20 protein-coding genes and 1 riboswitch are annotated in these 18,315 nt (G+C 68.7%); of the genes, 9 read left to right on the top strand and 11 right to left on the bottom strand.

Going from position 1 to position 18,315, the window contains the following annotated elements:
* Positions 1–63: 63 nt before the first annotated feature.
* The 6 genes from ACGFIF_RS33850 to ACGFIF_RS33825 are packed head-to-tail and all read right to left on the bottom strand — an operon-like array spanning position 64 to position 5,570.
* The gene (locus ACGFIF_RS33850; protein ID WP_393160160.1) at positions 64–858 is read right to left on the bottom strand and encodes a class I SAM-dependent methyltransferase; all 795 of its coding nucleotides are present in this window, start codon (positions 856–858) and stop codon (positions 64–66) included.
* Complete coding sequence (locus tag ACGFIF_RS33845; protein ID WP_393160159.1) at positions 855–1,373, bottom strand: nitroreductase family deazaflavin-dependent oxidoreductase; 519 nt, start codon at positions 1,371–1,373, stop codon at positions 855–857. The genes ACGFIF_RS33850 and ACGFIF_RS33845 overlap by 4 nt, the downstream gene beginning before the upstream one ends.
* Positions 1,373–2,746, bottom strand: coding sequence for a phenylacetate--CoA ligase family protein (locus ACGFIF_RS33840; protein ID WP_393160158.1), 1,374 nt, complete (start codon positions 2,744–2,746; stop codon positions 1,373–1,375). The genes ACGFIF_RS33845 and ACGFIF_RS33840 overlap by 1 nt, the downstream gene beginning before the upstream one ends.
* A complete protein-coding gene (locus ACGFIF_RS33835) occupies positions 2,743–3,348 on the bottom strand; it encodes a TetR/AcrR family transcriptional regulator (protein ID WP_393160157.1) in 606 nt (201 codons plus the stop codon). Before ACGFIF_RS33835 ends, ACGFIF_RS33840 begins: the two co-directional genes overlap by 4 nt.
* Positions 3,349–3,379: 31 nt before the next feature.
* Positions 3,380–4,135, bottom strand: a complete 756-nt coding sequence (locus tag ACGFIF_RS33830; protein ID WP_393160156.1) for a phosphotransferase enzyme family protein — start codon at positions 4,133–4,135, stop codon at positions 3,380–3,382.
* Positions 4,136–4,145: 10 nt separating this feature from the next.
* Entirely contained in the window at positions 4,146–5,570 is a 1,425-nt protein-coding gene (locus ACGFIF_RS33825; RefSeq protein ID WP_393160155.1) for an MFS transporter, read from the bottom strand.
* A 90-nt stretch (positions 5,571–5,660) separates the two neighbouring features.
* On the opposite strand from ACGFIF_RS33825, the gene ACGFIF_RS33820 reads away from it, so the two are divergent.
* Genes ACGFIF_RS33820 through ACGFIF_RS33810 form a run of 3 tightly spaced genes read left to right on the top strand, consistent with a single transcriptional unit; the run spans position 5,661 to position 7,164 of the window.
* Positions 5,661–6,332, top strand: coding sequence for a TetR/AcrR family transcriptional regulator (locus ACGFIF_RS33820; RefSeq protein WP_393160154.1), 672 nt, complete (start codon positions 5,661–5,663; stop codon positions 6,330–6,332).
* Between the two features lies 1 nt (position 6,333).
* Positions 6,334–6,927, top strand: coding sequence for a GNAT family N-acetyltransferase (locus ACGFIF_RS33815; protein WP_393160153.1), 594 nt, complete (start codon positions 6,334–6,336; stop codon positions 6,925–6,927).
* A 51-nt stretch (positions 6,928–6,978) separates the two neighbouring features.
* Positions 6,979–7,164, top strand: a complete 186-nt coding sequence (locus tag ACGFIF_RS33810) for a YegP family protein (RefSeq protein WP_393160152.1) — start codon at positions 6,979–6,981, stop codon at positions 7,162–7,164.
* Positions 7,165–7,214: 50 nt separating this feature from the next.
* Here the strand turns inward: ACGFIF_RS33810 and ACGFIF_RS33805 are convergent, their stop codons facing one another.
* Positions 7,215–7,577, bottom strand: coding sequence for a YciI family protein (locus ACGFIF_RS33805; protein WP_393160151.1), 363 nt, complete (start codon positions 7,575–7,577; stop codon positions 7,215–7,217).
* Positions 7,578–7,681: 104 nt separating this feature from the next.
* Between ACGFIF_RS33805 and ACGFIF_RS33800 the strand changes: the two genes are divergently transcribed.
* Entirely contained in the window at positions 7,682–8,641 is a 960-nt protein-coding gene (locus tag ACGFIF_RS33800) for a threo-3-hydroxy-L-aspartate ammonia-lyase (RefSeq protein ID WP_393160150.1), read from the top strand.
* Between the two features lie 275 nt (positions 8,642–8,916).
* Positions 8,917–9,105, top strand: a riboswitch (cyclic di-AMP (ydaO/yuaA leader).
* A gap of 2 nt (positions 9,106–9,107) precedes the next feature.
* Positions 9,108–9,965, top strand: coding sequence for a C40 family peptidase (locus tag ACGFIF_RS33795; protein WP_393160149.1), 858 nt, complete (start codon positions 9,108–9,110; stop codon positions 9,963–9,965).
* A gap of 96 nt (positions 9,966–10,061) precedes the next feature.
* Here ACGFIF_RS33795 and ACGFIF_RS33790 read toward each other — a convergent pair whose 3' ends face one another.
* Positions 10,062–10,724 carry a response regulator gene (locus ACGFIF_RS33790; protein ID WP_393160148.1) on the bottom strand — a complete coding sequence of 221 codons (663 nt, stop codon included), beginning with the start codon at positions 10,722–10,724 and terminating at the stop codon, positions 10,062–10,064.
* Positions 10,721–11,914: a sensor histidine kinase gene (locus tag ACGFIF_RS33785; RefSeq protein ID WP_393160147.1), complete on the bottom strand. Its 1,194-nt coding sequence runs from the start codon at positions 11,912–11,914 to the stop codon at positions 10,721–10,723. Before ACGFIF_RS33785 ends, ACGFIF_RS33790 begins: the two co-directional genes overlap by 4 nt.
* A 143-nt stretch (positions 11,915–12,057) precedes the next feature.
* Here ACGFIF_RS33785 and ACGFIF_RS33780 point away from each other — a divergent pair, with 143 nt between their 5' ends.
* The 3 genes from ACGFIF_RS33780 to ACGFIF_RS33770 all read left to right on the top strand — a co-directional run bounded on the left by ACGFIF_RS33780 (position 12,058) and on the right by ACGFIF_RS33770 (position 14,172).
* On the top strand, positions 12,058–12,945 hold the full coding sequence (locus ACGFIF_RS33780) for an ABC transporter ATP-binding protein (protein WP_393160146.1): 888 nt from the start codon (positions 12,058–12,060) through the stop codon (positions 12,943–12,945).
* 28 nt (positions 12,946–12,973) lie between these two features.
* Positions 12,974–13,780 (top strand): ABC transporter permease, encoded by an 807-nt coding sequence (locus ACGFIF_RS33775; RefSeq protein WP_393160145.1) that lies wholly within the window; start codon positions 12,974–12,976, stop codon positions 13,778–13,780.
* 206 nt (positions 13,781–13,986) lie between these two features.
* A complete protein-coding gene (locus tag ACGFIF_RS33770) occupies positions 13,987–14,172 on the top strand; it encodes a DUF3073 domain-containing protein (protein ID WP_137252242.1) in 186 nt (61 codons plus the stop codon).
* Between the two features lie 201 nt (positions 14,173–14,373).
* Here the strand turns inward: ACGFIF_RS33770 and purM are convergent, their stop codons facing one another.
* Both purM and purF read right to left on the bottom strand, forming a co-directional pair.
* Positions 14,374–15,456 carry a phosphoribosylformylglycinamidine cyclo-ligase gene (gene purM / locus ACGFIF_RS33765; protein WP_393160144.1) on the bottom strand — a complete coding sequence of 361 codons (1,083 nt, stop codon included), beginning with the start codon at positions 15,454–15,456 and terminating at the stop codon, positions 14,374–14,376.
* Positions 15,457–15,498: 42 nt separating this feature from the next.
* Positions 15,499–17,061 (bottom strand): amidophosphoribosyltransferase, encoded by a 1,563-nt coding sequence (gene purF, locus ACGFIF_RS33760; protein ID WP_393160143.1) that lies wholly within the window; start codon positions 17,059–17,061, stop codon positions 15,499–15,501.
* A 268-nt stretch (positions 17,062–17,329) separates the two neighbouring features.
* On the opposite strand from purF, the gene ACGFIF_RS33755 reads away from it, so the two are divergent.
* A complete protein-coding gene (locus ACGFIF_RS33755; RefSeq protein ID WP_393160142.1) occupies positions 17,330–18,313 on the top strand; it encodes a helix-turn-helix domain-containing protein in 984 nt (327 codons plus the stop codon).
* The last annotated feature ends 2 nt before the right edge of the window (positions 18,314–18,315 follow it).

Genomic DNA, 18,315 nt, shown 5'->3' with positions numbered 1-18,315 from the left:
TCTCCCCGAAAGCCACGTGGGGGATAAACAAGCCATCGCCCAGTCGAGTGGAGGTGGCGAGTGTCAGATCGGCTTTCGCGCCGTCACCAGCCAGGTCTGCAGCGGGTAGACCACACCGTCATCGTCCACATAGGACTCAAGCGCGGTGTCGACCTCCCGGATCAGCGCGTCAGTGCGATCGCGGTCCAAGGCACCGATCGGTCCAGCCAACGGTGAGCTCTCGACCTGTGCGCGCAGGAACTCGAAAGTCGATGCGAACCGCACCGCGATGATGCCGATCCGGAGGGAGACGTCCTCGAACCCCGCGCCGGCCATCAGTGCTCGGAGGTCCTCGGCACCTGGCCCGCTGAACGGCCGGCGCATGATGCCGGCGGCCTCGGCACCGGCCACCCGCTCGAGCGAGTCGATCAACGACAGGAAGGCCGGGTTCTGCTCCGGGCGCCGCCACACGGCCAGAGCTACCCGCCCGCCCGGAACGAGGACGCGGTACATCTCCAGCAGCGCGGCCGGCCTGTCGGGGACGAACTGCAACGCCTGTTGGCAACAGACAACGCCGTACGACGAGTCCGGTCGCGGCAGCGCATCTGCCCAGGCGGCGTGCCACGCGATCTCCGGGGCCGCCTGCCGCGCGACCGCGAGCATGCCCTCGTTGGGCTCGACACCGGCTGCCTTGGCACCTCTTCCGGCGGCCTTGCGAGCGACGATTCCCGTCCCACAGCCGACGTCGAGGAATCGTTCGCCGCCGACCACCTCAGCCAGGTCGAGCAGCAGTTCCGCGCAGGGTGCGAAGAACTTCGGGACCAGATTCCGTTCGTAGGCAGCAGGACCGTCGGTAGCTAGTTGCCATGTCGTCGTCACTTTGCTTCGTCCTCCTCGCCACTGACGGGCTCGAGCATGATCACCGGGATGACGCGATGGGACGCGCGGCTGCGGTAGTGCGCCCAGCCCGGATTGACGTCGATGCCGTACTGGAAGTAGCGCTCCCGTTCGGCACCCGCCAACTCGCGTGCCGTCATCGCGACGCTCCGGCTGCCGATTCGTACGTCGGCATGTCCGTACGCACGCAAGTTGTAGTACCAGGCCGGGTTGTGCCGCTGACCGAAGTTGGAGGCGATCACGACCATCCGCTCACCGTCGGGGAGGGCGAGCACCGGCATGGTGCGTGGCCGGCCGGTCCGCGCTCCGGTAGTCGTCAGCATCACCACCGGGAACCCGGAGGCGATGGCTGAGAACGTCGTCCGACCGCCACTGGCGCGGAACACGACATGGTCGATGCGATGCAGCAATCGTGCACAGACCCAGGCTCCCGCGCGGGTTGCCGCCACCTGCCGGACCATCCGCCGCGGCAGGCCCGCATCACGGGTGCTGTCCATTACGGCCTCGACTCGATGATGCGGAACTTGCCGGCGGCGTCGCGACCGTCCTCGATGCGCGGTACCAACCGGACATCGAGCTGGATGCCTTCGACGCCGAGCCCGTCGAGCTTCGCACGGAGCCGGTCGGTGATGTCCGCGACGGCGAGCTCGGGCGCGGCGTCCGCGCGCAGCGTCGCCGAGACGGTCAGCCTGGTCCGCTCGTGGAGGATCCGGTACTGCGCCAGGTCGGCGACCGTGGCCATCGCGCTGCGCAGCGCGAGCGGGTGAACGGCGACATCGCCACCGCCGGCGGTCGGGAGGTGGAGAACATCATCGCTGCGCCCGTCGAGCGCACTCAGCACGGCGAACGGCCGCCCACAGGGGCAGGGCTGCGCCGCCGCGGTCGCGAGGTCGGTGACGACGTACCGGATCAGCGGCTGGGTCCGATTGACGAGGTTGGTGACGAGCAGTCGCTGGCCGCGTTGTCCGGCCGGCACCGGGCGGTTGTTGCCGTCGACAACCTCAACGATGGCCAGGTCCTCGAACAGGTGCACGCCCGTGTGCTCGGAGCAGTGCGCACCGAGCATCGGCACCTCCGTGGTGCCGTAGATCTGGTACCACGGCACGTCCCACACGGCGTGGACCGCACGGACCGTCTCCTCCGTGTGCGTCTCACCCGAGGAGACGATCGTCGTCGGATCGATCCTCAGGCGACCGGCGGCACGTTCCGTCGCCAGCGACCCGAGCACGGACGGATAGCTGTAGAGGAACTCAGGCCGGAATGCGTTGAGTCGCTGCACCAGAACGTCGATCGGCGCTGTCGCGTCGAGTCGGAGAACGCGGTGCGCACCGAAGTCGAGACTGCGCGACATGCGGTACGTCACGTGCACCGAGCTCGCCGCGGCGACCGTGGCCACGCGCCTTCGCGGGAGGTGCGGGCGCAACCCCAGGTACTCGTTGACGCGGAGCAGCCCGGCGAGGAACGTACGCCACTCATCGCGATCGGCGACGAAGACGCCCCGGCGGCCGGTGCTGCCGGCGGTCGCGACGACCCGGTAAGTCCCGAGATACAAGGCGTCTGTGGTGAGTCCGGCCAGGTGGGTCTCGAGGTCGGCCAGTCGCAGGCGCTGGTCGGTGACGAGGTCATCGAAGTGATCCATCAGCGTTGCCTTGTCGATGACCGGCAACTGGTCCAACGAGATGTCGTCGTCGAGGTCGGCGTACAGCTTGCTGTAGAACGGCGAGTGCGCCTTCGCATGACGGATGAGCTCGGCCAGCCGGGCGCGCTGGTGCTCCTGTAGCTGCTCCCGGCTCCAGCCGTCGTGGCTGAGGAGCTTGCGGGAGCGGGGAATGGCGACGGCCACGTCGGCCAACTGCCTCAGGGTGCTCATCGGGACAGACCCTTCATGATGAATGCGGCCAGCTCGGCGAAGCGCTCGTCGGGCCCCCCGTCGGGATGCGCGAGACGCTCGAGCGTCAAGCCGTTGGCGAGCGCGGCGGCGGCCATGGCGACCTCGTCGGTGCCCAGCACCAGACGCTCCCCGGTGCGCGCGAGCATCTCGTCGAGCATCCGGGCGATGGCCTGCTTCAGCGAATCGTGGCGCTCGGCGAACTGTTGACGGAGCTCCGGGTCGCGGGCTGCATGCGCCCAGAACTCGATGACCAGCGGCGACCAGCCGCGGTCGTTGGCACTGACCGTCGCGAACTGCCGGGCGAGTTGCTCGGCCTGCTCGGCCGCGGTCGTCGCGGCGGCAGCCACGGCCTCCATCCGGCGGATCCGCTCGGCCAGGTGTGCGTCGAGTACGGCGAGGAAGAGGTCGGCCTTGCCTCGAAACGCCGAGTAGACCGCCCCCGTGGAGAAGCCGGCCTCCGCGGCGACGTCGGCGACCGAGGCCGCGTGATAGCCACGCTCGAGGAACACCCGCCGGGCCGCGTCGACCAGCTCGACACGCGTCCGAGCCTTGCTCTCCGCCCGGGTCAGACGTGCCTTCATATAACGACGTTATTCAGAGAACGCCGTTATGTCAACGCAACGCGGTGACCCAGATGTCGTGGTGTTGGGCCAGGTAGTCGGCGGTTGGACCCCAGTGGTCGGCGTGGCCTTCGGCGTACAGGCGGGACCAGGGTTGCCGGCCGGTTTGGTGGCCCCGGACCAGGAGGTCGTACATGCCTCGGGTGTGGGCGGCTATCTGCGCGGGGAGGGTACGGCGATCGTCCGCCGAGAGGCCGTATCCGTCGACCAGGGCACGCAACCTCACGGCGTCTACCGAGGGATCGCCGTCGGCAGTGAATTGGACGAAGCCGTGGGCGGCGTAAGCGAGGTCCCAGAGGCGGGAGGAAGGGCCGGCGTTGTCCCAGTCGATGAAGACCCACCGGTCGCCGTCACGGACGAGGTTCCAGGGCGCCAGGTCGTTGTGGCAGATCAGCGAACCGCCGGACGGATCGGGGACGGCCACATCCCAGAGAGCGTCGGCCGGTGGATCGAAGTCCTCCATCGCATCGTGAAGTTCGCGGATCAGCAGGCCGAGGCGCTGTAGCTCGTCCAAGGTCATCAGCGGAAGGGTGTCGGCCAGGGCACCCGGGATGTACTCGACAACGTGCCGATGCTGGGAGTCGATGCCCATCGTCGACGGAGCACCCTTGAAACCCTTGTCTGCAAGGTGTTTGAGCACAGCCTCGACACCAGGGGTCTGTGGCAGCGCAGGTTTTCGGACGGTCGATCCGATCCGCACGACCTGCGCTGCCACGTTTCCACCAGTCAGGATCTCCTCTTCGTGCACACGGAGAAACCTACGCCGCGGCAGCGGCCTCGGTGAGCTGCGAGGAGGTGGGCTGGAGCTGGGGTGAGGCCAGAGTGAGAAGGACGTTGGCCACGGCGAACAGGGATGCGACGAGGAGGCCGCGTTCGAAGCCCGACTCCAGCGCGTGCTGCTGCGTGGCGCCACGAGCCAGCTCATGCGTTGTGTGAGTGATGGAGAGCGTGGTGACGATCGCCAGACCGAGTGCACCACCCACCTGGTACATCGCGTTGACCACACCGGACGCAGCACCGGCCTCCTGCGGCCGGACCTCGGAGACGGCAGTGATCTGACCAGGTACGCCGACACCGAGGATTCCGAAGCCGAACACGATCAACCCAGGCAGCAACTCAGACACATAGCTGCCGGTCGCGTCAGCCTGCGAGAGAAGCAGTAGGCCGATCACACTCAACACAGCACCCGCGAGCTGCACAGTCCGAGTGCCAACGCGCTGCACGAGCTGCGACGCCAACGCCGCACCCACGATCGCCGCACCACCCATGGGCAGGAAGTGCACGCCCGCCTCGAGCGCACTATCCCCACGCACCTGCTGCAAGTAGATAGCGGTCAGGAAGAACATGGACAGGAACGCAGCACCGTTCAACGCAAGCGCTCCACCCGACACACTCAGCGCCCGCGACCGGAACAGCCGCAGCGGCACCAGAGGCGCAGCAGACCGTCGCTCCACCACGACGAACCCGACCAGCAACACCACTCCGGCCGTGAGTACGCCGGATACCTCGAACGAACCCCACCCGGAGGGCTCCGACCGCACCACGCCGTACACGATTGCCATCAGCCCTGCCGTACCCAGAACAGCGCCCAGAGTGTCGAACGTACGACGACCAGACGCGTGCCGTACGTCGCGAACGAACACGGGGATCACCGCGACCAGAGCGATCACGATCGGCACGTTGACGAAGAAGATCCACTGCCAGCTGAGTGAATCGACCAGTACGCCGCCCGCCACCACACCGAGCGTGCCGCCGAGACCCGCAAGACCACCCCAGACACCCATGGCGATGTTGCGCTCCCGCCCATGCGCGAACGTCATGGTGAGAATCGCCAGAGCCGCCGGCGAGAGCAGCGCCCCACCAAGGCCCTGTACGGCGCGCGCAGCGATGAGGAACTCGGGTGAGTTCGACAATCCCGCCACCAGCGACGTGACGCCGAAGAGGAGCAGCTCGGCCACGAACACCCGGCGCGGCCCGAGCAGGTCGGCCATCCGGCCGCCGAGGAGCAGGAACCCGCCGAAGAGCAGCGTGTAGGCGTTGATCACCCACTGCAGGGAATCGGCGGAGAAGTTCAGGTCCGCCTGGATGTGCGGCAGCGCGACGTTCACGATCGTCACGTCGAGCACCACGATGAACTGCGCTAGAGCCAGCACCGCCAGGGTGGCCCAGGGACTACGTCGCATGCCTACCTCACTACGAAGAGAGTCTACGCTGTATGTATACGCTGTATGCGTACGCAGTACACGCTAGGTCTACGGTGTAAACTTGTCAACGTGATCAGCAAAGAACCCGCCCGCAGGCTGGACCCGGACAAGGTCGTGGACAGCGCGCTCGCGATCGCGGACGACGAGGGACCGGCCGCCGTCACACTCCGCCGGCTGGCCGGTCAGCACGAGGTCACGCCGATGGCCCTGTACCGGCACTTCAAGGACAAGGACGACCTGCTCGCCGCTCTCGGCGACCGGCTGCTCGCCGACGTCGTACTGCCGGAGCCGACCGACGAGCCGTGGGATCGCCAGCTGGACAAGGTGCTGACGGCGTTCGTGACCGCGCTCCGGGGACATCCGCGGCTGGCGGATCTCACGTTGAGCCGGATCCTGGTGGCCGAGCCGGGCCTGGCGATGGCCGAGCGGACGATGGAGCTGCTCACCCAGGGTGGGTTCTCGGTCGACGACGCGGCCGAGGTCGGACGGCAGTCGATCTGCTCGCTGATCACCCTGGTCACCAACGACCCGATCGCCCGGGAGGTGAGCGACCCGATCGCGCGCGAGGATTCACTGCGCAGGAAGCGCGCGTCCCTGGCTGCCCTGTCGCCGCGGAAGTACCCGCTGGTCACGGCTGCCGCGGACACACTGGTCTGCCCGACGTCCACAGACCGCTACTACTCATTGGGCGTCGACCTGGTGGTCGCCGGCATCCGCGGCGTACTCGAAGAGGAGAGATAGCTTGGCACTCAGCGTCCTGACCTACCTCGAGCAGCACAGCCCCGACGAGATCCTGCCGGCCCGGGAGCAGCCGGTGGAGATCAGACGGGTCGAGGAGGTCTCACCGGAGTTCGCCCGCTACCTCTACACCGCGGTCGGCGGTCACTGGCACTGGATCGGCAAGCTCGGGTGGAACTGGGACCAGTGGGTCGACTGGCTGAGCCGGCCCGGGTTCGAGACGTACGTGCCGTGGGTCGGCGGTGTTCCGGCTGGGTACGTCGCCCTGCGCGGCGTCGGCAGTGAGGTCGAGATCGAGAACTTCGGCCTGCTCAAGGGCTTCATCGGCCGCGGCATCGGCGGGCACCTGCTCACGGTCGGCCTACGCAACGCGTGGACCCTGGACGAGCGCCACGACGGCGTCGACCCGATCACCCGGGTCTGGGTGAACACGAACACCCTCGACGGGCCGGCCGCGCTGGTGAACTACCAGGCGCGCGGCCTGAAGCCGTACAAGACAGTGGAAGAGGAACGCTCCGACGCCGACGGCGAGGCGCCCGGTCCGTGGCCGGGCTGGTCCGGCCCGCCCGGCGTGGTGCGCGAGGTCCCGGCGGGCTGATCCGGTTACGCTCCGAAACGGAGTGATGACAATCCAGCTGGAGGTATGGCGATGGCGGGGAAGTTCGAGCTGTACAAGGACAAGTCGGGCGAGTTCCGGTTCCGCTTGAAGGCCGGCAACGGCGAGGTGATCGCGACCAGCAGCGAGAGCTACGGGACCAAAGCCGGCGCGCTGAACGGGATCGAGTCGATCAAGAAGAACGCCGCCGACGCGAACGTCGACGACCAGACGGACTGAAAGCCCAAGAGAACAAGGGGTCTCGCCGCAGCCGGCGAGACCCCCTGAACTCACAGACCGTCTTCGAACACCACCGGACGGATCTCGACGCCGAGGCCCTCGATGGCCGCGTCCGGAATCATCGCGGCCAGCTCCTGCGCCCGCTCCGCCGACGCCACGTCGATCAGGTAGTAGCCGCCGAGGAACTCCTTCGACTCCACGAACGGCCCGTCCGTCACCGCCGGTACGCCGTTGCGGACCTTGACCACCGTGGACTTGGCCGGCTCGGCCAGCGCGACGGTGCTGTGGAACTCCCCCGACTCCTTCGTGGTCGCCAGGAACTTCTGGTGACCGGCGCCGATCGCCTGCTGCTCGTCCTCGGTCAGCGCGTCGAGCACGTCGGGGTTGATGCTCAGAACCACTAGGTACTTCACGGTGTCTCCTTCACCCGCGGCTCCCCGGCCGGGAGCCTCTCGCGATCAGTACGGAGCCGATGCCGCCATCTTGACATCGCACCTGAGCAGATAGCGTCGGCCGCATGCCTGAGCTGAGTCTCACAGACGTCCGGTCCGCCGCCGACCGGATCGCCGGGGTCGCCCACCGTACGCCGGTCCTGACCTCGCGGACCCTGGACGAGCGGGTCGGGGCGCACGTGTTCCTCAAGGCGGAGAACCTGCAGCGGATCGGCGCGTTCAAGTTCCGCGGCGCGTACAACGCGGTCAGCCGGCTGTCCCCCGAGCAGCTCCGGTACGGCGTTGCGGCGTACTCATCGGGGAATCACGCGCAGGCCGTCGCGCTCGCGGCACGGATCGCCGGGACGAAGGCGGTCATCCTGATGCCGGAGGACGCACCGCCGACGAAGCTCGCCGCCACTCGTGGGTACGGCGCTGAAGTCGTGACATACGACCGTTATGCCCAGGACCGGGCCGGGCTGGCCAAGGAGCTGGCGTCCGAGCGTGGACTCACCCTCATTCCGCCGTACGACCACTACGACGTGATGGCCGGGCAGGGGACGGTCGCGCTGGAGCTGATCGAGGAGACCGGACCGCTGGACGCGCTGCTCGTCCCGGTCGGGGGTGGCGGGTTGATGGCCGGCTGCGCGACGGCGGCGACCGCGCTGGCGCCGGGGATCCGGATGATCGGGGTCGAGCCGGCAGCGGGCGACGACCATGCCCGGTCGCTGGCGGCGGGTGAGCGGGTGGAGATCGACGTACCGCGGACGATCGCCGACGGGCAGGCGATCTCGACGCCGGGCGAGCTGACCTTCGCGGTGAACCGGCGACTGGTGGACAGCTTCGAGCTGGTCGCGGACGACGAGATCGTGGCCGCGATGGCGTTCGCGTTCGAGCGACTGAAGATCGTCCTCGAGCCGAGTGGCGCCAGCGCGCTGGCGGCGTTGCTGGCCGGGCGGATCCAGCCGCTGCCGGAGCGCGTCGGAGTCGTACTGTCAGGCGGGAACGTCGGCCTGGACCGGTTCCTCGAGCTCCTCGGGAAATAGCTGAATTCGCAAGGAACTGAGGGTGCCCTGAGCACGCACTGTGCCCGTTGTCGCAGACAGCAATCATCGAATGTGACCGGGGTCACATCGAGCTGCGGATTTGCCCTCTGAGCCCCGCTCAGATGCGCTCAGGACACCTGATGTTCACCACTGGTCCCTGATCCGTCAGAGAGCCCTTGAGGGCCTTATCGGAGCCTCCCTGTGGATCCAAGGGTTTGCGTCGTGATCGTTCTGTTATACAGTCGTCGGCGGTTCGGTAAATACGACGAACCGCACAGGTGTCAACGCCGAGCCCTGCCAGGCACCCGTGCTCCCCTCGAAAACCAAGGCAGGGGTGGGGGACCCAGGAGGTTGGGTCTCGACCGTGAGTGGTCGGAACCCTGGGGTGAAGTCCGCGGGAGCGGACCGGGCTATGAATCCCAGCCCGAACCCGACAGCTAACTCCGTAGGCGTCGGGAGACCAACCATGCCCGTCACTGCCCGACGGACGTCGCTTTCGCGCGCCGTCAGCCAGACCAGCGACATCAGTACCCGGCCCACCGGCCGGACTGTCGCGAAGCACCGCAAGCCCACCAAGCCCGCAACCCCTCGGGCCGCAGCTGCCGTCCTCACGGTGGGCCTCACGGTCGGCGGTGGAGCCGCTATCACGCTCGCCGCCCCTCCGGCCACCGCTTCGGCGGCCTCCACCTCCGCCACTGCCACCGCCACCCCGCGTGGGTACTGGAGCATCCCGAGTCGGCCGCTGCTCCGGTTCCGCGACAAGGGCCCGACCGTCAAGTACGTGCAGAGGGCCCTGCACCTCGGCCCCGACGGCTACTACGGTGCCAGCACCATCCGGGTCCTGAAGAAGTACCAGGCATCCTGGGGTCTCAAGGTCACCGGCACGACGACCCGGGCGACCTGGAGCCGGCTGACCTGGACCGCCAAGCGCGGACTGCTCTACGGTCCCTACGGCAAGTCCAGCGGTACCACGACGTTCCGCGCCAAGGTGCTGCGCGAGGCGGCGAAGCTGAAGGGCACCCCGTACCGCTACGGCGGCACGACCCCGCGTGGCTTCGACTGCTCGGGCTACACCGGCTACGTGTACAAGAAGGCCGGCAAGAAGCTGCCCCGTACGTCGCGCGCGCAGTACAGCGCGACCAAGCACATCAGCCGCGCGGCCGCGAAGCCGGGTGACCTCGTCTTCTTCAAGAGCGGTGGCGGCGGCGTGTACCACGTCGGCATCTACGCCGGCAGCAACATGCTGTGGCACTCCTCGAAGCCGGGCGTTCCGGTGCGTAAGGCAAAGATCTGGACCAAGAGCGTGGCCTTCGGCCGCGCCTGAGTCCAACTGTCAGCATCCTCTCCCCCTGGGATCGCTGACCTGAAACCGGTCGCGGGCCGTCGTCCCCCCACCCCTCCGACGGTCCCGACCGGTTTCCTATCTCTCCCCGTCCAGCAGCCCGGCGTCGTGCGCCAGGATCGCGACCTGGACCCGGTTGGTGGCGTCCAGTTTCACCAGCACCCGTGAGACGTGCGCCTTCACTGTCGCCTCGCTCATGAACAGCGTCTTGCCGATGTCGGCGTTCGACAGGCCGCGGCCGACCGCGGCCAGCACCTCGCGCTCCCGATCGGTGAGCGCAGTGATCCGCTCCCGCGCCTGCCGCTGCCGGTCCGAGCGCGAGTCCGCGGCGAAGTGCCCGATCAGCCGCCGGGTCACCGCCGGCGACAACATCGCGTCCCCGGCCGCGACCACCTTGACGGCCTGCACCAACTCCCGCGGCGGCGTGTCCTTCAACAGGAACCCACTCGCTCCGGCCTGCAGCGCCCGGAAGACATAGTCGTCCAGGTCGAACGTCGTCAGTACGACGACCTTGGGCGGATCCGGCAGCGCCTGCACCTCACGGGTCGCCGCCAGCCCGTCCAGCCGCGGCATCCGGATGTCCATCAGGACGACGTCCGGCCGGTGCTTCACCACCATCGCCGCGGCGTCGGCGCCGTCGTCGGCCTCGGCGACCACCTCGAGGTCGTCGTCCGACTCCAGGATCATCTTCAGCCCGGCCCGGACCAGCGCCTCGTCGTCCACGATCAGCAGCCGCGTCATCGTTCCCCTTCGTCCACAGTCAAAGCCGCTTCGGCGCCCTCGCGGCCGTCCGACCAGGGCAGCCAGGCCTCGACCCGCCAGCCGCCTTCTGTCGTCGGGCCGGTCGTCAGCCTGCCACCCGCCAGCTCGACCCGCTCGCGCAGTCCGACCAGGCCCGCACCGGAGCCTGGGAGCAGTGAACCAGCAGCAACCGGCCGCACGTTCGTCACCCTGACCGTCACGCCAACTCCCCTGGCTCCGTGGACAACCACGTCGGTCGAGGCTCCCCGGGCGTGCTTGTGCACGTTGGTCAGCGACTCCTGCACCACGCGATAGACAGTGCGCCCGACAGACACCGGTACGTCGTCCGGCAGCGCGAACTCGCCCGTCACACTCACCCCGGCGTCCCGGGAATCCTCCACCAGCCGTTCGAGGTCCGCCGCTCGCGGCACCGGCGCCAGGTCGGCCCCGTCGACGCTCACGTCGGAACGCAGTACGCCGAGAACCTCACGCAGGTCCTCCATCGCCTGTCGCGCGGTCTCGCGGATCAGCCGGGCCGAGCCCTCCACCTTCTCCGGGCCGACCGCCGGGTTCACCTCCAGCCCGCCCGCATGCAGGGCGATCAGCGACACCTTGTGCGCGAGTACGTCGTGCATCTCCTGGGCGATCCTGGCCCGCTCACCCAGCCGGGCCTGCTCGCCGCGCAACTCGCGCTCGGCCTCGGCCCGCTCGGCGCGGTCCCGGAGCGAGACCATCAGGTCCCGGCGGGCACCGATGTACGCACCGACCGCGATCCACGTCCCGATCAGGAACGGTGCGGTGAAGACGGAGACCCAGAAGTCACCGTCGCCGTACCAGGAGTTGAGGACGTAGGCGACGTACGCGCAGACGCCGAGGATGTGCAGGACCAGGTCGCGGCGGCGGATCGCCAGCGTCAGCAGGGCGAGGCCCATCGGGACGAAGACGCCGGCCGTGAGCATCGCGGCGATGGTGATCGCGGTGACGGTCGCCGGGAAGCGCCGGCGCCAGAAGAGCGCGACCGACGCCACCGCGCCCGCGCCCAGGACGTACCAGTCCTTGATCCCCCAGCCCCCGCCGCCGGAGGCGGCCTGGGCGACGATGGTGAGCAAGCTGAAGCCGACGTACAGGACGTCGCGCAGGCGCGCGGCATGCCTGACCCACCAGGCGTACCACCGGCGCAACCGTCGCATTCTGTCAGCGTAGTTGCGCGGCCCCGGTGTTCTCGTCACCCGTTCGGGTGGGTTCAGGGGTCGTCCCCGACGACTTTCGTAGGGGGTGATCGCAGCCGCTCGTCCGATGTGGGAGAAGGGTCCCGAACGGTTGACTCGATGTCATGATCATCGTCGAGAACCTGACCAAGCGGTACGGCAGCACCACGGCTGTCCACGATGTCTCCTTCACCGTCCAGCCGGGCAGCATCACCGGCTTCCTCGGCCCGAACGGGGCCGGTAAGTCCACCACGCTGCGGATGCTCACCGGGCTCACCCCGCCGACGTCGGGCAACGCCACCATCACCGGCAAGCGGTACGTCGACCTGCCGAATCCGGGCCGGGTGGTCGGGGTCATGCTCGACGCCGCGGCCCAGCACCCGGGCCGGACCGGACGGGAGACGCTGCTGCTCAACGCGAGCCTGCTCGGCGTCCCCAAGAGCCGGGTCGAGGAGATGCTCGAGGCCGTCGGCCTGAGCCACGCGGCCAAGCGCCGGGTCGGGCAGTACTCGCTGGGGATGCGCCAGCGGCTCGGTATCGCCAGCGCGCTGCTGGGCGATCCCGCCGTACTGATCCTGGACGAGCCGGCCAACGGCATGGACCCCGAGGGCATCCGGTGGATGCGCGGCCTGCTGCAGGACTTCGCCTCGCGCGGCGGCACCGTGATCCTGTCCAGCCACCTGCTGGGTGAGGTACAGGCGACGGTGGACCGGCTGGTCGTCATCGGCGGCGGCCGGATCGTTGCCAACGGCTCCCTGGAGGAGTTGCTGGCCGGGAGCGGCACGCTCGTCCGCGGTCTCGACCCGATCGGCCTGAACCAGGCGCTGACCGCCGCCGGCCTGCGGCCCGAGCCGCTGCAGGACGGCGCGCTCCGCGTCGACGCCACCGCCGAGCAGGTCGGCCGGGCTGCCGCGGCCGCCGACCAGATCCTGCTCGAACTCCGCCAGAGCGACGGCGCCGGCCTGGAGGAGCTGTTCTTCCAGCTCACCACCCCGGTCGCCGAAGCCGCCTGATCAAACCTACCTTCTGGAGCTCATCACTATGACCACCGTTACCGACATCGCACCGTCGGCCCCGGCCAAGCACCGGGCCGAGGTAGCGTCCGCACTGCCGCCCGCACGCGGCCAGTCCTTCCTCAAGCTCGTCACTCTCGAACTCCGCAAGTCCGTGAACACCCGGAGCGGCCGGGTCCTGCTCGCGGCGATCCTGCTGCTCGCGGCGATCGCGATCGGCTGGCAGCTCACCCACCTGCCGCAGGGGCCGGCCGGTTTCGACGGCTTCCTCGGTGCCGCCTCGACCAGCGTCATGCTTCTGCTGCCGGTGATCGGCGTGATGGCGATGACGAGCGAGTGGACCCAGCGGACCGCGCTGACCACGTTCACGCTGTCGCCGCGCCGGGTCCGGGTCCAGCTGGCCAAGTTCGTCTCCGCGATCGTGCTGAGCGTCGTGGCGATGTCAGCGGTCGTCGTCCTCGCGTTCGCCGGAACTGCCCTCGCCGGTGCGGTCACCGACCACACGACGTCATACGCCGACGTGGGCGGGCAGTTGGCCGGGGCCTACCTGACCGTCGCGCTCAACGTGGTGATGGGTGCCGCCTTCGGTGCGGTGATCGCCCAGACCGCGGTCGCGATCCTGGTGTACTTCATCGCCCCGACCGCGTGGTCGCTGGCCGGCCCGGCGCTGTTCAAGGACAACGCGAACTGGCTGGACGTGTTCGGCGCCTTCGGCCGGATCGCGGAGCGTGACCTGCACGGGATGCTGCCCGAGACGCTCACCGCGATCGGGGTCTGGATCGTGGTGCCGACCATCGTCGGACTGTGGGCAAGCTCACGTCGCGAGGTCAAGTAACGGGGGTCCGACGCGGTGGGGCGGGCCGGTTTGAGGGGACCGGACCCGCCCCACCAGCGGTGTGATCGGACCTCTCGGGGTCCAGCCAGGGGGCCGGTGCGTGTGTCGATCCCGCGCTCCGGGTATCCTAGAAACACGATTACTGACGACTGATCCGTGGGCGCCACGCTGCGTACCCGGTTGACTTGTGCGAGGGGGTCGACGCTATGGGGCGCGGCCGTGCAAAGGCCAAGCAGACGAAGGTCGCTCGCGACCTGAAGTACCGCACCTGGGACACCGACTTGGATCAGCTCAAGCGCGAGCTGTCCGGTGACCAAGGTGGCGACCGTTCTGCGAACGGCGAGAACGACGGCGACGACTACGACGCCGACGACTACCACCCCCGTCGGTAAGCAACAGCTCGACTGACCTGCTCAGTCCCCTCACGGGTGACTGAGCAGTAGTCGCGCGCCGACGAGCTCCACCACACCAGCAGTAGCCGTGGCGGTTCCGCCTGCCCTCAACCAGCAGGCGGGCCGCTGGGGACCTACTGGCACTGATCAGCGATGCCGGTAAACGCCCGGCCGGTGCGGCTGGCAGTGACCCGCGGCGGCCTACTTGGCGTACGTGCCCTCGAGGGTGACGGTGCCGCCGGCAGTCTGGCTGACCTCACCGCAGATCCAGGCCGGGATGTCCCGCGCGGCCAGCGCCGCGACGGCCGCGTCGGCCGCCGACGGATCCAGTACGGCGACCATGCCGGCGCCCATGTTCAGCGTCTTCTCCAGCTCGGGGAGCGCGACGTCGCCGAGCAGCCCGACCAGGCCGAAGATCGGCGCCGGCGTCCAGGTGGAGCGGTCGATCCGGACCGACAGCTCGGCGGGGATGACGCGGGCCAGGTTGGCCGCGAACCCACCGCCGGTGATGTGCGACATCGCGTGCAGCGGCTTCGCGTCACCCTCGAACTCGCCGTTCAGCTCCTGGATCAGCTCCAGGCAGTGCTTGGCGTACACCCGGGTCGGCGTCAGCAGCACCTCGCCGAGGGTGGCGCCCAGCTCCGGCACCTCGCGGTCCAGGGACCACTTCGCCCGGTCGAAGAACACGTGACGGACCAGTGAGTACCCGTTCGAGTGCAGGCCCGACGAGCCCATCGCCACGACCACGTCGCCCGCGCGCACCCGCTCCGCGCCGAGCACCTCGTCAGCCTCGACCACACCGGTCGACGCACCGGCCACGTCGTACTCGTCCGGCTCCAGCAGGCCCGGGTGCTCGGCGGTCTCGCCGCCGACGAGCGCCGTACCGGCCTCCACGCAAGCCTCGGCGATCCCCTTCACGATCTGCGCGATCGTCTCCGGGACCACCTTGCCGGTGCAGATGTAGTCGGTCATGAACAGCGGTTCGGCACCGCACACGACCAGGTCGTCGACGACCATCCCGACCAGGTCGAACCCGATCGTGTCGTGCTTGCCGAGCTTCTGCGCGATCGCGACCTTGGTGCCGATGCCGTCGGTCGAGGTCGCCAGCAGCGGCCGCCGGTACGACGTCAGCGCGGTCGCGTCGAACAGCCCGGCGAACCCGCCGAGGCCGCCGACCACCTCGGGGCGGGTCGCCTTCGCCACCCACTCCTTCATCAGCTCGACGGCCCGGTCACCGGCCTCGATGTCGACTCCGGCGGCGGCGTAGCTCGCCCCTTCACTCACGTTCTTCTCCTCGGTACGGCGTCCGCCGGTCAGATCGAATGACTACGGACGGCTCAGGGCGTCGGCCGCGCCGGCACCGCCGGAGACCGTCGCCAGGCCGTCGACATCGGTGGCCACCGGCAGCTCCAGCAGGTGCTTGCCGAGCTGCTCCGGATCCGGCAGCGCGACCGGGTAGACCCCGTCGAAGCACGCACGGCAGAGTCGCTCCTTCGGCACCGTGGTGGACTCGACCAGGGCGTCCAGGCTGATGTAGCCGAGCGAGTCGGCGCCGAGCGAGCGGCAGATCTCCTCGGTGTTCAGGCCGTTCGCGATCAGCTCCGCGCGACTGGCGAAGTCGATGCCGTAGAAGCACGGCCACTTCACCGGCGGCGCCGTGATCCGGACGTGGATCTCCTTCGCGCCGGCCTCGCGAAGCATCCGGATCACCGCGCGCTGGGTGTTACCGCGGACGATCGTGTCGTCGACCACCACCAGCCGCTTGCCCTCGATCACCTCGCGCAGCGGGTTCAGCTTGAGCCGGATCCCGAGCTGGCGGATGGTCTGGCTGGGCTGGATGAAGGTCCGGCCGACGTACGCGTTCTTGACCAGGCCCGATCCGTACGGGATGCCGGACTCCTCGGCGTACCCGATCGCGCCCGGTACGCCGGACTCCGGGGTGGCGATGACAAGGTCGGCCTCGGCCGGGTGCTCGCGGGCCAGCCGGCGGCCGATCTCCACCCGGGTGGAATGGATCCGCTGGCCGGAGATCTGGGTGTCCGGGCGGGCCAGGTAGACGAACTCGAACAGGCAGCCCTTCGGGTCCGCCTCGGCGAACCGGGTCGAGCGCAGCCCCTCGGCGTCGATCGCGACGATCTCGCCGGGCTCGATCTCCCGGATGAACGAGGCGCCGACGATGTCGAGCGCGGCGGTCTCGCTGGCGACCACCCAGCCACGCTCGAGCCGGCCCAGCACCAGCGGGCGGATGCCCTGCGGGTCGCGGGCGGCGTACAGGGTGTTCTCGTCCATGAAGATCAGGCTGTAGGCGCCCTTGACCTTCGGCAGGATCTTCGCCGCTGCTTCCTCGATGGTGAGGTCCGGGTAGCCGGCCAGCATCGAGGTGAGGATGTCGGTGTCGGAGGAGGCGCTGTGCTTGGCGTTCGCCTTCGCGTGCTCGACCTCGACGTCCAGCCCGAGATCGAGGTCGCCGCCGCCGTTCAGGCTGGCGGCCAGTTCGCCGGTGTTGGTCAGGTTGCCGTTGTGACCGAGCGCGATCGACCCGGTCGCGGTGGACCGGAAGGTCGGCTGCGCGTTGGCCCACACACTCGACCCGGTGGTCGAGTAGCGGCAGTGCCCGATCGCGATATGTCCGCGCAGCGACGCCAGGGTCGCCTCGTCGAACGCCTGGCTGACCAGCCCCATGTCCTTGTAGACGAGGATCTGGCTGCCGTTGCTGACCGCGATGCCAGCCGACTCCTGCCCGCGGTGCTGCAGAGCGTAGAGCCCGAAATAGGTGAGTTTGGCGACCTCTTCCCCCGGTGCCCAGACCCCGAAGACGCCACAAGCGTCCTGCGGTCCGAGATCCTGCGGGTCAAGATCATGGGTGAGCCGACCATCGCCACGAGCCACGGCAGCAGTCTACGGGACGCGGACCGGCCCTCCCGCCACCACCGATCCCGGTGGACTACCAGCAGGCCACGCAGGGGTGGTCGCTGCCACCGGCGGACGCCGTCGTCGGGGCAGCCAGGACGAGAAGTAGGGCAACGCCGACCACGGTCAGCAACTTCTTGATCACCGGTAGTCCTTTCAGAAATAATCCGAAACCACCAATTGAGTGCTCATTGTCGACGCACTCTGTATATGGTCGGTTCCGACAAGTTTCTGGAGGAGAGGGATCGTGCTCGAGCCGCTGGGGGTGGACGAAGCCACCTTTGCGGTCTATCACGCCCTGCTCAGCCACCCAGACAGTACGCCGGAGCAGATTGCCGCGCTACTAAATCGTTCGGTCCCCGAAGTCCACGAGGTGCTGAACCGGCTCCGGAGGCTCGAACTGCTGGTCCCCACCTGGACCAACCCGGAGTCGGAGCACGCGGTCCACCCGCGGGTGGGACTGACCGGCCTGGCCGAGCGGCGCCGGACCGAGCTGAACAAGATGCTCGGCGAGCTCAAGGAGGCCGAGGCCTCCGCCGAGGTGGTCGCCGAGCAGTACAACGAACTCCTCACCGCACGTAGCAGTGGTGACGTGGAGTTGCTCAAGGGCCGGGCGAACGCGTCACGCCGGATCGAGGAGCTCGCGCTGAAGGCCCGGGAGACGTTCTGGGGCCTGGTGCCGGCCCACATCGACGACACGATCCACCAAGTGGACCGGTCACCGGACTTCACTTTGCTGGAACGCGGCCTGAAGATGCGGACCGTCTACCTGCAGAGCATGACCTCGTCGAAGCAGGCAGTGGAGTACGCGGCGACGATGCACCGGCTCGGCGGCGAGGTGCGCGCCACCCCGACCCTGCCGATGCGGCTGCTGATCTTCGACCAGGAGATCGCCATCATGCCGATGGACCCGGAGAACCCGACCGCCGGCGCGGTGATCCACCGCACCCCGGCCGTCGTCTCGGTCGCCCTGGCCCTGTTCGACGCCTACTGGTCCCGCGCCACCGAGATGTTCGCCCCCGAGGACCGGGACGAGAACACCCCGCTCACCCCGCACGAGGCCGAGGTATTACGTTTGCTCGCCGGCGGCGCGAAAGACGAACAGGTCGCCCGTTTACTCGGTATTTCCCTGCGCACCGCCCGCCGAATTACCGCAAATCTTTCCGAGCGCCTCGACGCGGCCAGCCGATTCGAATTGGGTGTGGCCGCCGCCAAACGCGGCTGGGTCTGATC

Source organism: Kribbella sp. NPDC049174 (assembly GCF_043197365.1).
Lineage (GTDB): Bacteria > Actinomycetota > Actinomycetes > Propionibacteriales > Kribbellaceae > Kribbella.
Note: the sequence above shows the minus strand (reverse complement) of the source record. Positions and strands in the feature narration are given on the sequence as shown.